This is a genomic window from Clostridium sp., from assembly GCF_050717535.1.
In the GTDB taxonomy this organism is placed as follows: Bacteria; Bacillota; Clostridia; order Clostridiales; family Clostridiaceae; genus Clostridium_AD.
The window spans coordinates 75,503-90,512 of sequence record NZ_JBOITM010000067.1; the positions used below are offsets into that span (position 1 = coordinate 75,503).

13 protein-coding genes and 1 other annotated feature are annotated in these 15,010 nt (G+C 29.7%); of the genes, 10 read left to right on the plus strand and 3 right to left on the minus strand.

Annotated features, from left to right (window positions below; translation table 11 throughout):
- Positions 1-225: 225 nt before the first annotated feature.
- The gene (locus ACREVU_RS10135) at positions 226-951 is read right to left on the minus strand and encodes a LytR/AlgR family response regulator transcription factor (RefSeq protein WP_431551478.1); all 726 of its coding nucleotides are present in this window, start codon (positions 949-951) and stop codon (positions 226-228) included.
- A 295-nt stretch (positions 952-1,246) separates the two neighbouring features.
- Positions 1,247-1,300 (plus strand) — a sequence feature (sodium ion sensor (DUF1646 type); this cis-regulatory element may regulate processes involved in with the transportation of sodium ions).
- 96 nt (positions 1,301-1,396) lie between these two features.
- On the opposite strand from ACREVU_RS10135, the gene ACREVU_RS10140 reads away from it, so the two are divergent.
- The 4 genes from ACREVU_RS10140 (at position 1,397) to ACREVU_RS10155 (ending at position 6,854) form a co-directional block, all read left to right on the plus strand.
- Positions 1,397-1,540: a hypothetical protein gene (locus ACREVU_RS10140; protein ID WP_431551479.1), complete on the plus strand. Its 144-nt coding sequence runs from the start codon at positions 1,397-1,399 to the stop codon at positions 1,538-1,540.
- 297 nt (positions 1,541-1,837) lie between these two features.
- On the plus strand, positions 1,838-3,955 hold the full coding sequence (locus ACREVU_RS10145; RefSeq protein ID WP_431551480.1) for a transporter substrate-binding domain-containing diguanylate cyclase: 2,118 nt from the start codon (positions 1,838-1,840) through the stop codon (positions 3,953-3,955).
- Between the two features lie 209 nt (positions 3,956-4,164).
- On the plus strand, positions 4,165-5,226 hold the full coding sequence (locus tag ACREVU_RS10150) for an FAD:protein FMN transferase (RefSeq protein ID WP_431551481.1): 1,062 nt from the start codon (positions 4,165-4,167) through the stop codon (positions 5,224-5,226).
- 2 nt (positions 5,227-5,228) lie between these two features.
- Positions 5,229-6,854, plus strand: a complete 1,626-nt coding sequence (locus tag ACREVU_RS10155) for an FMN-binding protein (RefSeq protein WP_431551482.1) — start codon at positions 5,229-5,231, stop codon at positions 6,852-6,854.
- A 4-nt stretch (positions 6,855-6,858) separates the two neighbouring features.
- Here ACREVU_RS10155 and ACREVU_RS10160 read toward each other — a convergent pair whose 3' ends face one another.
- Both ACREVU_RS10160 and ACREVU_RS10165 read right to left on the minus strand, forming a co-directional pair.
- Entirely contained in the window at positions 6,859-8,052 is a 1,194-nt protein-coding gene (locus ACREVU_RS10160; RefSeq protein WP_431551483.1) for a leucine-rich repeat domain-containing protein, read from the minus strand.
- Positions 8,053-8,123: 71 nt separating this feature from the next.
- The gene (locus ACREVU_RS10165) at positions 8,124-9,581 is read right to left on the minus strand and encodes an ATP-binding protein (RefSeq protein ID WP_431551484.1); all 1,458 of its coding nucleotides are present in this window, start codon (positions 9,579-9,581) and stop codon (positions 8,124-8,126) included.
- Between the two features lie 331 nt (positions 9,582-9,912).
- On the opposite strand from ACREVU_RS10165, the gene ACREVU_RS10170 reads away from it, so the two are divergent.
- From ACREVU_RS10170 to ACREVU_RS10195, 6 genes are all read left to right on the plus strand, one after another.
- Positions 9,913-10,464, plus strand: coding sequence for a CD3072 family TudS-related putative desulfidase (locus ACREVU_RS10170; RefSeq protein WP_431551485.1), 552 nt, complete (start codon positions 9,913-9,915; stop codon positions 10,462-10,464).
- Positions 10,465-10,476: 12 nt separating this feature from the next.
- Positions 10,477-11,520 (plus strand): ABC transporter ATP-binding protein, encoded by a 1,044-nt coding sequence (locus tag ACREVU_RS10175; RefSeq protein WP_431551486.1) that lies wholly within the window; start codon positions 10,477-10,479, stop codon positions 11,518-11,520.
- Positions 11,521-11,579: 59 nt separating this feature from the next.
- Entirely contained in the window at positions 11,580-12,473 is an 894-nt protein-coding gene (locus tag ACREVU_RS10180; protein ID WP_431551487.1) for a carbohydrate ABC transporter permease, read from the plus strand.
- 82 nt (positions 12,474-12,555) lie between these two features.
- A complete protein-coding gene (locus tag ACREVU_RS10185) occupies positions 12,556-13,347 on the plus strand; it encodes an ABC transporter ATP-binding protein (RefSeq protein WP_431551548.1) in 792 nt (263 codons plus the stop codon).
- Positions 13,344-14,213, plus strand: coding sequence for an ABC transporter permease (locus ACREVU_RS10190; protein ID WP_431551488.1), 870 nt, complete (start codon positions 13,344-13,346; stop codon positions 14,211-14,213). The genes ACREVU_RS10185 and ACREVU_RS10190 overlap by 4 nt, the downstream gene beginning before the upstream one ends.
- Before the next feature lie 4 nt (positions 14,214-14,217).
- Positions 14,218-14,994, plus strand: a complete 777-nt coding sequence (locus ACREVU_RS10195; RefSeq protein ID WP_431551489.1) for an ABC transporter permease — start codon at positions 14,218-14,220, stop codon at positions 14,992-14,994.
- Positions 14,995-15,010 lie beyond the last annotated feature (16 nt).

The window sequence follows — 15,010 nt, forward strand, 5'->3', positions numbered from 1 at the left end:
ATTTTATTGTAAGGTTTTATTTAATACAAGTATAAATACATAAAACATCTATTTAATAACATGAAAAGAAATCTAATTGTTAACTCTGGAGGTTACCATGTTTATTTTGATTTATGGTGGGGAAACTACTTTACTTAAAGTTTGCTTTAATGATATTTTAAAAACCGGATAATTATCTTCAAAGAATTGCTAAAAATAATTCTGGTATTTTAAAATATTATATTATTATTGAAAATTATCCATTATTATACTTTTAAATTTATAACCTAAGAGAGCACTTTTATCATAATCATTAAAATGAATTTCACTCAATTTGCTATCTATATGTGTTATTTCTCTTATATGATTAATATTAACAGCAAAAGATTTGTGGCACTGAAGTATATTGGTACAATTTATAAGCTTAATAATGTTTTTTAGAGCTAATTTACTAATTTTATAAACACCATTTACTGTATGTACTAAACAGATTCGAAGAGCGACTTCTATGAAAATTATCTCATCAACAAATACCTTTACTTTAATACCTTTTTTAATATCAAATACCACATAGCGTTTATCTTTTTGAGGTTTTACTATATTATTGCCATTTAATATATATCGTTTTGTCATATTCATTACATCAGATATATCATAGGGCTTCAGGATATAGTCATAACAATGAACTTGTTTAAAGGCTTGACTTATATATTCAACATGAGTTGTTAAAAAAACAATCAAACTAAATTCGTATCTTGGTATTTTTCTAAGCTCTATAGCAAAATCTAATCCTGATGAATTTTTCAGTGAAATATCTACATAAAAAATATCTATATTATTTAAACTTGTTATTTTTAGAGCTTCATCTTTATCTTCACATTCATATATATTTATGTTTTTATCTATTTTTTGTACCATATTATTTAAATTTTTTCTCTGCAGCTCATCATCTTCTACTATTAATACATTCATCAGTGTTTCCCTCCTAGTATAAACTGAGATTAATCTCTGTTAAAGCATCTTTTTTATGGAAAAAGAATGTAATTTTGTATTGTTTATTGTAATAACTTGGTTTAATTTTACTATGTTTTACCTATAATTTCAAGTTTCATAATATATAACTCAAATTCAGTAACTTCAAACAGAAGAAATTATTGAAATAGTTGCAAAAATGTCACTCATACACCAATTGCATGTGGGTGAAATCACATTATAAATTGAATTAATGTAGATTTTGTAGTATTATGTTAATATAATATTTTTTATCGGTTGGACAAACTTAGGTTTGATTCCAAGAAATTTGTTTCTAGGGTGGGAAACTCTTATTTGAGGTTTCCACTCTATTATTTTTTGATAAAACCATTTACAAATATTAACATAAACACTGACACCACAACCAATACGAGGAGGTAATCATATGACTGGTCAAGATATAATGGTAATGTTTACAGCGGGGATACTAATTGTAGGATTTACTTACTTTACTTTTGTTTTTCCTAGAAAACTTGAAAAAGAAGAGAGAGAAAAAGAAGAAGGACAAAAGAAAACAAATAAAAAATAAGGATGAAAGAAGGCTAGTTTTAAATTTGCCTTATTTTTTTATTATACTGCAATTATTGGACAGGAGAGTATATCATTAAGTGGGTATTCAGATGCTACACTAATGTTATTACAATTTTTATGGAAAGCCAAAATGACTTTCCATAAATTATTTTTTGTGAAAAATGTAGCTTAAATATTATAGGATTTAGTAAACTTATCTTTTTAAAAGGAATTTCAATTATTTTATAGAACTATAGTAAACATTATAACTAATTACTTTTGGGGTGTGATACAATTGAAATATTTTTTAAAAAAATTGCTATTTATTTTAATTATAGTGGTTTTGGCTGGAAACATTGTATTTTCTAGTTCAAGTAGCGCAATATCGTTAACTAGTGAAGAACAACAATGGCTAGCTAAAAATAAAAATAGAGTTTTAACTCTTGGCATAGATCCGTATTCTGGAAGTGAATATTTCAAATATAATGGTGAGGAAAAAGGATACTTAATCCATCTAATAAAAATTATTAATAAAGATTTAGGTATAAATATAAGACTTGAAGCATCAAAGACTTGGGGAGAGGTTTATTCAGGACTTCAAAATGGTAGTGTTGATATTCTTTTTGGAGCAAACAAAACTCCTGAAAGAGATAAACTCATGGTTTTCACTAAGCCTTTAAGCAAGTCTCCTTATGCACTTATAGCTAGAGAAGGCGGAGATATACATACCATAGGTGATATTGATAAAAGGAAAATAGGGTTTCTTAAAAATGATATTGTAATGGAACTACTGCCTCAACTTTATAAGAATATAAAGTATGATTCAAAAACATATAACTCTGAAAAAGACTTGATAGGAGCCTTAAAGAATAATGAAATTGATGCATTTATTACATCAGGCGGTGATGCAGTATATGATTATATTTATGAGTTCCCAGAATTAAAGTATGTTTTTAAGTTAGATAAAATAACCTCTGATAGAACACTTTCTACAAGAAAAGTGGACAAGATTCTAGCTTCAATATTGGATAAAGAAGTTGATGAATTATTGGTTAGGAGTCTGCCTAAATTGATGAAGGAAAGCGAAGTTGAGTATAACATAAAAATTATGAAACTTACACAAAGTGAATCGGACTGGCTAAAGAATAATGGCACGGCAACTATTGGTATTACAAAGGATTACCTTCCCTTTGATTATTATAAAGATGGTATTTATGGAGGCATAAGTGGAGAAATTATAAAAGATATATCAGCTAAAACTGGTGTAAAATTTAATTATGTTTATGATAATTTTGATATACTTGAGAAAAAGCTTGTGAAAGGTGAAATAAATGTTTTAAATATTGCCAAAACTGATGATAGACTAAAACACATATTATACCCAAGGCCTTACAGCACTGAAAGAGATATAATTATGGGCAAAACAGGAAGCAAAGATGCTCATGATGTTTTTGGGCTTGAAGGAAAAAAAGTTGCTGTTATAAAAGGTTTTTGGCACAATGAATATCTTAGGAAAAACCTTACCAGTGTAAATATTATAGAAACTAACAATATTCAGGAATCACTAAAGCTACTTCAAGAAGGAAAAGTTGAATATCTTATAGAAAATCCAAGTGTACTTCGTTTTTATATTGAAAATATGCAGTTATATGATATTGTTCAAAAGGGAACAACAAGTACAGATTCATACTTATATTATGGAATTTCAAAAAATACTCCTGAACTTGCAAGTATAATTGACAAGGTTATTCCTCTTATGGATATGGATGAATTATTCAATGCAGGCTATGCTGAAGTACCTCATGAAACAAGCAATGAAAAATATAAAAGCCTTATTTTTGTAATTCTGGGTCTAGCTGCTTTGATATTTCTAATAATATTGTTTGTAATTAAATTATTTAAAGAGTTGTTAAGTGAAAAAATTAAAACATCTTTGCTTAGGGAAAAGGAACACCTTTTATATACGGACACATTAACAAACATTTACAATAGAAATTACTATAATGATAAAGTAAAAGACAAACTAGATACTTGTCAATATCCTCAGACAATAATTGTTTCTGACGTAAATGATTTAAAAACAGTTAACGACAAATATGGTCATATTATTGGTGATGAATTATTAAAATGTTTTGCTGATATATTGAAACAAGCTTTTTCTGAATGTAACCTTATTTTAAGAATGGGTGGTGACGAATTCCTTTTAATATTAGAGAATATAAATGAAGAGCAAGTAGACATTTACATATCAAAGGTTAAAAGGATTATTTCAGAAAAAAGCTTAATAGTTAATATAAATAAAACCATTAAAATATCTGCAGCATTTGGATATGCAATAAGACGCTGTTCTGAAGAAAATATTGATACCATAATTGCTCTTGCTGATAAAAGAATGTATGAAGATAAAAAGAAAATTAAAAATGAGAAATCATAAAAGAATGTATGAAGAAAAAAAGTGCCTAATAGGTACTTTTTTTGATTGAAAATTAATTCCATTTTATGAAAAGTTACAAAAAATACACAAAACAAACAAAACTAACATTATATTGACACCGCTTTGACATTAACTGCAGATACAATTAAAACATAGAAATTATATACAGTAATTCTGAATTTAAAAGATTGAAGGGAGGGTTGATAGCTATGGTGCTTACTACTGATAGTTTATTAATTATAATGTCTGTACTAACAGTAATTATTTTAATTTTAATATTTATAACAGGCGATAATAAGAAACCTTATATTTCTAGAGAATTTTATTCTCTTGGAACTTTAAATGAATTAAAAGTATATGGAAAAAATGCAGAAAAGGCTATTAGAGAATCAATTGAAAAGCTCTGTGAAATAGATAATAAAATGTCAGTATTTAAAGAGCAGAGCGAAATCTCAAAAATAAACAAACATGCCGGCAATCAGCCACAGATAGTTAGTGAGGATACTTATTATGTTATTCAAAAGGCTATAAAATACTGTTGCATTTCAAAAGGAGCATTTGATATAACAATTAGACCAATAGTTGAATTATGGGGTATTGGAAAAAAGGATGCAAGGATTCCAAGCAGTAATGAAGTTAAAGAGAAACTCAAAGTTGTAAATTACAAGGATATAGTTTTAGAAAAAAACACTAGCTCAATATTCTTAAAGAAGAAAAATCAGGAAATTGACGTTGGAGGTATCGCAAAAGGTTTTGCAGCAGATGAAGTAAAAAATGTCTTAATGAAAAATGGTATTAAAAGTGCTCTCATAAATCTTGGCGGAAATATATTGGCTCTTGGTAAAAAAAAGGATGGAACACCTTGGGGTGTTGGTATTCAAAATCCATTTAAAACACGTGGTGAATTTGCCTTAAGCATAAATGTAATTAATAAAGCAGTGGTTACTTCCGGTAATTATGAAAGATATTTTGAAGAGGATGGTAAAAGATTTCATCATATAATAGATCCAATTACCGGGTTCCCATCAGAAAGTGATATTGTCAGTGCTACAGTAATTTCTGATAACTCTATTGACGGTGATGGATTATCTACAGGTGTGTATATTATGGGGACACAGAAGGCTATTAAATTAATAGAGGAAATAGAGGGTGTAGATGCCATATTTATAACTAAAAATAAAGATATTTATGTTACGTCAGGCATTAGAGAAAATATTACACTTAATAATAAGGAATTTACGTTTAAAAATATGGTTTTTAAGGGGATATAAAGATGAAAAAGAAAATACAAAAAATACAAATATTTAGACTGATAACACAACTTATTCTATTTGTTTTATCGCCGGGCTTATTTATATTAGCCTTTTCAGGACTTAAAAGTATTTATGAAATGATTATTAAAGGTGACTTTAATCTTATTGCAGCCTTTCCTAGTTTAATTGAATTCATAACAGCAATTGTTATAACTATTGTGCTTGGTAGATTTTTCTGCGGCTGGATTTGTGCTTTTGGAACCTATAATGATTTACTTCATTTGCTATCTAAAAATGTATTTAAAATTAACTTTAAAGTAGATAAAAAGGTAGATGCTGCTCTAAAATACGTAAAATATATAGTGTTATTATTACTTGTAATTGTTGTATGGACCATGGGAAGCAAAGTTTTGGATACAAGTAGTCCTTGGGATGCTTTTGCGCAAATAACGAATTTTCCACAGGTATTATCCGATTATACTATAGGAGTTATATTATTAATTCTAATATCTATAGGAGCGTTTTTCGTAGAGAGATTTTTCTGCAGATATTTATGTCCTTTAGGAGCTGTTTTTAATATATTTTCTAGAATAGGTATATTAAAGATTAAAAAGCCAACTGATAAATGTGGAAGTTGTAGATTGTGTACAAATAATTGTTCAATGGGGTTATCACTTTATGAAGTTGAAAGTGTGCGTGGTGGAGATTGTATTAACTGTTTTAAATGCATTGAAACGTGCCCTAGAAATAATACTAAGGTAAATGTTCTTGGAGAAAATATAAATCCTGAACTTGCTAGTTCTTTAGCGATAGCTGCTATGGTAGGCCTTTATACTGTTAATAATTTAGGGGGAGCTGCATTAGCTCAAAGTGGATTAAGTACAGCAACTAGTACCAACGAAAGTATTAGTACAAATAGCGCCTCTCAAAAATATACTGATGGAACTTATACAGGTAGCGGTACGGGGTTTAAAGGTGGTACAACTGAAATCTCAGTTACAATAAAAGATAATATAATTACTAATGTTGAAACAGTATCAAATGAAGATACTCCAAATTTTTATGATAGGGTTGAAAGTGAAATGATTTCTGAAATAATTTCAGCTCAATCAACCACCGTAGATACAGTATCAGGAGCTACATATAGCTGTGAAGGAATTATTAGTGCAGCTCAGGATGCGTTAAGTAAAGCAGAAACAAGTTCATCACAGAGTACAACTTCTACAAGTACAACTGAAAGTTCTGAAGAGTCAATTACTAATAATACAATTGACACTTCTGAAGATTCAACTTCTAATAATGCAGCTGATAGTTCTGAAGAATCAAGTACTACTAGCATAAGTGACAGCGACAGCTCAACTGCAATAAATCAAAACAATTATAAGGATGGAACCTATATAGGAACTGGTTCCGGTTTTAAAGGTGGTACAACTGAAATCTCAGTTACAATAAAAAACAATACAATTACTAATGTTAAAACAGTATCAAATGAAGATACTCCAAGATTTTATGAAAGGGTTGAAAGTGGAATAATTTCAGAAATAATTTCAACTCAATCCACTTCAGTAGACACAATATCAGGAGCTACTTATAGCTGTGAAGGAATTATTAGTGCAGCTCAGGATGCGTTAAGTAAGGCTAAATAATAGGTTAATTTAAACGATCTATATTACTGATATTGTTAGTATCTAAATCTGACTCAGTATGATTTTCTATGCCTGAAATATTAGTATTGCTTTGAGGGATTGTTATCTTATCAACATCACCCTTCAAAATATCTACAATAGGAGATTGTATTGTATCGCTTACTGATTTTTCAAAATTATCATCTGGATATGTAATAACTGGACTATCTGTAACTTGATTACCACCACTTATTATCTTTTGTTTAGGTGCAATGTCTGTGTTGGCAATGTCTATATTTACTATGCTTTTACAATAAACTACAGCCGGAGAGTAATCTTTAATTTGATTAGTTTCTAAATTTAACTCAATTAAGTTATCTAATTCCTTTATAGGGTCTATGTTACTCATTTGATTAGTAGCTAAATCTAAACTAGTCAAGTTGGTTAAACCTTTTAAGGAATCTATATTATTCATCTGATTAGTAGCTAAATCTAAATCAATTAAGTTAGTTAAACCCTTTAAAGATTCTATATTGCTGATTTGATTAGTGGCTAAATCTAGATTAGTCAAGTTAGTAAGTCCTTTTAAAGGCTCTATGTTACTCATTTGATTTGTAGCTAAATCCAAATTAGTCAACTTAGTTAGATTTTTTAACGATTCTATGTTACTCATTTTATTAGCAGCTAGATTCAAATTAGTCAAGTTAGTCAAACCTTTTAAAGGCTCAATGTCACTCATCTGATTAGTACCTAAATCTAAATTAGTTAAGTTAGTTAAATTTTTCAAAGGTTCTATGTTGCTTATTTGGTTAGTAGCTAAATTTAAATTAGTCAAGCTAGTTAAATCTTTTAAAGGACCTACGTTGCTGATTTGATTATTACCTAAATCTAACGAGGACAAATTAGTTAAATGCTCTATACCTGAAAGATTCGCAATATGTTTGCCCTCAGTGTTTTGAAGTTTTGTTATCTTATCAACATCATCCTTTAAAATATCTCCAGTGGGGCATTGTATTTCCTCTCTTATTGTTTGTTCTAAATTCTTATCTGGGAATGTAATAACTGTACTCTCCGTAACCTGTACACTTATTGATGTTTGCTGCGTAGTATTATTTAAAGGTACAATTTTTGCAGAACTACAACCAACAATACTAATACTAAATAAAAAAATAGTAATGGTATTTAGACACTTGAATTTAATATGTAATGCATTTATCATACTCGTGATCCTCCATTTATAGTAACATATTCACTTTTAACGTTATTAGTGTATATTAAGCTTATAAGCAATTAGGAATAAACATCTGAAAGTTCTACTTTTATACTTTCATCTTCACTTTTTACTTTGCTATTATATAGATTATTTTCCCCAATTACCTTGGCTGAAGGTAGTGAAACGATAAACTTACTTCCTTTTCCAAATTCACTTTCAGCACATATACTACCACCATGTAACTCTACAATAGACTTAACTAAACTTAAGCCAATACCTGTGCCTTCTACATTTCTTGATAGCGATTTGTCTACTTGTTTAAATCTATCAAATATTATATCTAAGTTCTTTTTTTCAATACCGATTCCATCATCCTTAACGGATATTTCAACAAACTCATTTTTATCAACAACTTCTACAAATATTTCATCCCCAACCTTTGAAAATTTTATGGCATTTGATATAAGATTTAATAATATTCTTTGTATCATTTCGGGGTCACAAGCAATAATTTTTTCTTCTGTATCTGTATCAAAGACAATATGTAAACCTTTGCTATCAGTAAAATCAGTTACGGACATCACTATGTCCTCTACAACTTCCACTATATTGTTATTGGATAAGTTTAATTTGAAAAATCCTGCTTGAATTTTTGATGAATCAACTATATTATTTATAAGTTTTGATAACCTATAAGAATTTAGTTTCATTGAGTCAAGATATTTAATTATTGTGTCTTTGCGCTGGTCTAATGAACCATTATTGCAATACATTTGAAATAGTTGTATAGCTGAAGAAATTACATTTAATGGTGTTTTAAGTTCATGTGAAATGTTTGCAGTAAATTCTTCATGTGATATAAGTAATTTTTGTAATTCTTTATTGATTTCATTTTTTTTCTTAACTTCTTCATAGGTGTAATTCCATATATACCTAACAAAGAGAAGATTACACACAACAAGTATAAAACCTAAGAAGGCTAATAGGCATCGTTGAATTATTTGAGTATTTGCAACTTTGTTACGAGATATATTTACCTCTAAATTAATTTTGTTTATCAGTAGATTATCAGTGACTCTAAACTTATCAACTAAATTTTTACCTTTAATTAAGTTGGATTTTGCCTGAGCTGAGTTTCCATTATCAACTAAGGATATTTGATCTTTAAAAAATGCTTCGATGGATTTCATCTGAGCATCAAGTTGATTAGCAGTGTCCATTCCTACTGCCGTATGTTTCAAATTACCAAGAGAATTGTAATATCCTTGCAATTGATTGTGTCCTAAATAATATGGCTCTAAAAAACTTTTGTCTTCTGAAATAATATAAGCCCTTATACCTGTTTCTTGGTTAATTAATGATGTTAGAATTTCTGTTGAAAATGTTTTTGCTGGAAGTATTTTTTTTATAATAAAATCAGACTCTATACATACTTTATTCATACTATAAATACTAAATAATATTATAACTAGTGATAAACAAGCAATAGAAAAATACCCCAATACCATAGTTCGTCTACTTTTATTTTTACACATAATAATTAACCTCGATTCTCAAAAAACTTCTATTATAATTTGATTGTATTTTAATTTTAATACAACTATCCTTTCTAACATAATACCACAATATATTACATAATACTGCAATATGTTACATTTCATTATAATAGATAGAATTAATTTATACATAAATTAACGGTGAGCTTATTAATTACTTTGGAAAATAAGCATTTTACCTTATAGTTATTTTCTATCGCTGCTGCCATATCTATTAGCATTTTGAATTTTTAATGATAAATAGAATGTGGTATATTTAGATTTAATGTAATAAATTAAAATGTAATTTAATATATATGGAGGGAAAATAATGGATAAAAAGAAAATCGTTTTTGTAAGTCATTGTGTGTTAAATACTGCATCAAAGGTCGTTTATTATAATAGAAAAGATATTACGGAAGAAGAAATGGACAGAAAAAAATTTTTATGTGAAGCAATTAAAGAGGATATACATTTTGTTCAGTTACCTTGTCCGGAATTTAAAATGTATGGTTCTAATCGTTGGGGTCATACAAAAGACCAATTTGATAATCCTTTTTTTAGAGATAACTGCAGAAAAATGTTAGAGCCCATCATATTACAGATGAAGGAATATGTAAATGAGACAGACAAATTCGAAGTCCTTGGTATTATCGGCATTGAAGGAAGTCCGAGTTGTGGAGTGAACATTACTTGCTGTGGTAAATGGGGAGGAGAGTTTTCTGGATTAGAGGACATTAATGAAGTAATACAAAGGGTTAATGTAAAAAGTGAAAAAGGTGTTTTTATGGAAGTATTAGAAGAAATGATGAAGAAAAATGAAATATATTTACGGATGGTAGGGCTAAAGGATGCATTGCAGAAAATAATTGGAATCGATTAGAGGAGCAAACCCATGAAAATACGATTAGAAAATATATCAAAACAATATAAAGACGTGCTGGCGGTTAACGGGTTAAATATTGATATTGAGGATGGAAGCTTAGTATGCCTTTTAGGACCAAGTGGTTGTGGTAAAAGTACAACATTGGCTATGATTGCGGGATTAGATAAGCCCACAGCAGGCAATATATATTTTGATGGAGTAAACGTGAATGATGTAGAGGCAGAGCTTAGGGATATTGGAATGGTGTTTCAGGATTATGCACTTTATCCTCATATGACGGTTATGGAAAATATCGAATTTCCATTAAAGATGCGTAAGTGGAAAAAGAAGTGCCGAGTAGATAAGGTTCTAGAAGTAGTTAAGATTTTGCAAATTGAAGAGTTATTAAACCGTAGGCCTTCCAAATTATCTGGAGGTCAACAACAACGTGTGGCAATTGCAAGAGCCTTAGTAAAAGATCCTAAAATACTATTACTTGACGAACCACTATCCAATCTAGATGCAAGACTTCGTATTGAGCTTAGAGATGAAATTAGGAGTTTACAACGAAAACTAAAGATTACAACTATATTTGTTACCCATGACCAAGAAGAGGCCCTTAGCATTTCAGATAAGATTTTGTTGTTAGATAAGGGCAACTTACAGCAGTATTCATCACCAAAACAAATGTATATGGAACCCAAGAACAGATTTGTAGCAGGTTTCTTAGGTAATCCACCAATGAATTTTATAAATGGTATGTTAGTGGAGAAAAAGGTCTTCATAACACTAGTTGATAAAAAACGTGAGATACAAGCAGATTATATTTATAATTCTAAAAACTATGTCAGCGGTAACCACCTATTAGGAATTCGACCAGAGGATTTAATTTTATGTGAGGATAAGAGTGATTTATCTGGAATAATTGTAAGTATGCAACCTCTTGGGAAAGAGGTACATATTAAATTTTCAGTAGAGAATATAATTTTAACCGCTTGTGTAAGTTGGGATAATAATTATGATATTGGTGACCATGTAGATTTTACGATAAAACGTGTACATATATTTAAATAAAAGACTCTAAATATTTATTGGTGGTTGTATATAGTATCTAAATTCAAGGAGTGTGTAATATGAAAAAATTCAATTTGAAAAAGAATAATAATATGAGAGCACTTCTTTATCTTATGCCAGCCTTAGTTATAATTGGGGTATTTCAGTTTTATCCTATTTTCAAGTCTTTTACCATGGGATTTTACACAAAGTTTGACTATTTAACAGATACAGTATACAAAACAGGTTTAGACAATTTCATTTATGTTCTAAAGGATCCAGACTTTCATTTGGCACTTAGAAATACTTGTATTTTTGCGTTTTTCGCCGCTCCACTTGGAATTATTGTAGCATTAATTATTGCATTGATATTAAATACAAATATTAGATTTAAAAAGTTTTTTCTAAGTGCATATTTCTTGCCATTTGTTACCTCAACAACAGCTGTATCAATTGTATGGCGATGGATGCTTAATAAAGATTATGGACTTGCAAATGCATTTTTAGGTATGTTTGGTATGGCTAAGATAAGTTGGCTTACAGATGCTAATATGACTATACCTATTTTAGTAGCCTTAAGTATATGGAAGGGTCTTGGTTATAAAATTATTATTATTTTAGCTGGGCTTCAAAGTGTGGATAAACGTTACGAGTTGGCTTCTAGAATGGACGGAGCCTCTAAATTACACAGAATATGGAATATTACCATTCCTATTATAAAGCCTACTATGGTATTTCTATCTATTACATCAATTATTGGTGCCTTTAAATTATTTGATGAGGTTTATATTTTATATAGCCAGAAGCCTGGACCATTACAAAGTGGTTTGACCATAGTTTATTATATTTTTGATAAATTTTATCGCCACTGGGAATTTGCAACAGCATCGGCGGCTGCATTTATTTTATTTATTATGATATTAATACTAACTATTATTCAGTTTGTATTTACAAGAACGGGTAAGGAGGAATAGATATGAAACCTATTAAATTACAAAACAAAAAAATGTCATTGGTTAATATCTTATTTTATTTTATTTTGCTTGTTGGGGCGGGATTTTAAGACCGGATAGTGGAAGCTGTGTTATTAATGGAAGGACTCCCTGGGAGGACAGAGTGAATCATGTAAGAGAAATTGGTGTTGTATTCGGACAGCGGTCTCAATTGTGGTGGGATGTTCCCGTGGGTGATACATTCTTGCTATTAAAAGAGCTTTATCATATTGATACAAATAAATATAACAAAAGAGTTAATGAACTTTCAGAATTAATAAATATTGGAGATTTGTTAAAGGTACCTGCAAGGCAGTTATCCTTAGGTCAACGCATGAAATGTGAGCTTGGTGCTTCTTTGCTACATAATCCTAAAACACTATTTTTAGACGAACCTACCATAGGACTTGATGCAGTATCTAAAATTGCAGTTAGAAATTTTATTTCAGAAATTAATAAAGAATATAAAACAACTGTTATATTAACAACTCATGATATGCAAGATATTGAAGCTATGACCAACCGCATTATATTTATTGGTAAAGGGAACGTCTTGTTAGATGGAACCATGGATATGCTAAAGCAGAAATATTCTAAAAGTAAAAAAATAGAAGTGTATTATAAGGGGGAAATTTTACTGAAGCTCTTTCAACAGAAAAACAAAGCAGAATTAAAGGGAATTCAAATATTAGAGCATATGCGAGGAAGATTGTTTATTACTGTAGATACAGAGATTACAAGTGTTTCACATGCCATCAGTTTCTTATGTAGTAAGTTAGAGGTTATGGATATTTCTATAACTGGAACAAGTGCAGAGGAAATTGTCCTATCCTTATATGAGGAATATGCAGTATGAAAATAGAAAATGAAGTTTTAAAACCATGTTTTGGTGATAAGATTAAAAATAAAGTTGATGATGGAAAAGTATATATTTCCTTTTTTAAGATTCGTTTTAACTGTGGGATACAATACCGTGCTGCTGCACTGGCGGGGATTGTAACACAATTTATATGGGGATTAATGCAAATATTAATATATAGAGCATTTTATATTTCTAGCCCAGAAGCATTTCCTATGGGACTTGCACAATTATCTTCTTACTTTTGGCTACAGCAGGCCTTCATGAATTTGTTCATGACTTGGTTTTTGGATGCGGATATTCTAGAGTCAATTACATCAGGAGGTATAGCATATGAACTTTGTAGACCGCTTGATTTGTATAATATGTGGTACATAAAAAGCTTGTCTAGTCGTTTTTCTAAAACAGCAATTCGTTGTGTACCAATTTTAGTGGTAGCATCGCTACTACCAAAACCTTATAACTTAAGTATGATAACAAGCTTAAATTTAACAGTCACCTTTTTAATCTCAATGATTCTAGGATTTGGTGTAGTTGTAGCCTTTTCAATGCTAATTTATGTAATTACATTTTTTACACTGTCGCCTATAGGTATTCGAGTGGTGGCACTATCACTTATGGAATTCTTATCTGGAGGAATAATTCCAATTCCTTTTTTACCAGAGTCTATTCAGAATATTGTAGAACTATTGCCTTTTGCCTCTATGCAGAATACACCATTTCGTATTTATAGTGGAAATATTAAGGGAAGGGAAGTGCTATTTAGTATCTTATTACAATTATTTTGGCTAATTGTACTTATTATACTGGGCAAATATTTGATGAAACGTGCAGTTAACAATGCTGTGGTACAAGGGGGTTAATTAAATGAAACTATATTTAAAATTTTTATCAATGCATATAAGAAGTGCGATGGAATACAAAATTTCATTTATATTAACGACTATAGGTCAGTTTTTCATATCTTTTACGTCATTTTTAGGATTATATTATTTATTTGCTAGATTTGATAGTGTGCAAGGTTTTACCTTTGAAGAAGTATTGATTTCTTATTCCGTAGTCTTAATGGCATATTCTATTGCAGAATGTTTTGCTTATGGGTTTAAAACATTTTCATCTACCATATCCAGTGGTGGGTTTGACCTGATTATGATACGTCCTTGTAATGAAATTTTTCTCGTATTTGTATCAACCATAGAATTCACTTCATTTGGGAGATTTATACAAGCACTGCTTGTTTTGATTTATGCAGTTTCAAGGGATGTAGTCCAGTGGAATTTAGAAAAAGTACTTGTATATATTGGAATGATATTAGGAGGTGTGTTCCTATTTATGGGACTATATATAATATACGCAGCACTTTGCTTTTTTACTATAGAGGGATTGGAGTTTATCAATATTTTTACTGACGGAGGTAGAGAATTTGGGAAGTACCCTATGAATATATATGGAAATGCAATATTAAAGTTTTTCACATATATTGTGCCTCTAGCTTGTGTTCAGTATTATCCCTTGCTTTATTTGTTAGGTAAAACAGATAATATAGGGTTAGCGTTAACACCCTTATATACTATTGTATTTTTGGGGCTTAGTTATGGGGTATGGAAGTTTGGAGTTAGAAATTATAAGTCTACAGGATCTTAATGAAAGTTGATTGGTT

What these genes read in the sequence shown, in the direction of transcription:
- ACREVU_RS10175 (WP_431551486.1), top strand. Translation starts at nt 10,477, where the DNA reads ATGAAAATACGATTAGAAAATATATCAAAACAATATAAAGACGTGCTG.
- ACREVU_RS10170 (WP_431551485.1), top strand. Translation starts at nt 9,913, where the DNA reads ATGGATAAAAAGAAAATCGTTTTTGTAAGTCATTGTGTGTTAAATACT.
- ACREVU_RS10160 (WP_431551483.1), bottom strand. Translation starts at nt 8,052, where the DNA reads ATGATAAATGCATTACATATTAAATTCAAGTGTCTAAATACCATTACT.
- ACREVU_RS10180 (WP_431551487.1), top strand. Translation starts at nt 11,580, where the DNA reads ATGAAAAAATTCAATTTGAAAAAGAATAATAATATGAGAGCACTTCTT.
- ACREVU_RS10190 (WP_431551488.1), top strand. Translation starts at nt 13,344, where the DNA reads ATGAAAATAGAAAATGAAGTTTTAAAACCATGTTTTGGTGATAAGATT.
- ACREVU_RS10165 (WP_431551484.1), bottom strand. Translation starts at nt 9,581, where the DNA reads ATGTGTAAAAATAAAAGTAGACGAACTATGGTATTGGGGTATTTTTCT.
- ACREVU_RS10135 (WP_431551478.1), bottom strand. Translation starts at nt 951, where the DNA reads ATGAATGTATTAATAGTAGAAGATGATGAGCTGCAGAGAAAAAATTTA.
- ACREVU_RS10155 (WP_431551482.1), top strand. Translation starts at nt 5,229, where the DNA reads ATGAAAAAGAAAATACAAAAAATACAAATATTTAGACTGATAACACAA.
- ACREVU_RS10140 (WP_431551479.1), top strand. Translation starts at nt 1,397, where the DNA reads ATGACTGGTCAAGATATAATGGTAATGTTTACAGCGGGGATACTAATT.
- ACREVU_RS10195 (WP_431551489.1), top strand. Translation starts at nt 14,218, where the DNA reads ATGAAACTATATTTAAAATTTTTATCAATGCATATAAGAAGTGCGATG.
- ACREVU_RS10150 (WP_431551481.1), top strand. Translation starts at nt 4,165, where the DNA reads ATGGTGCTTACTACTGATAGTTTATTAATTATAATGTCTGTACTAACA.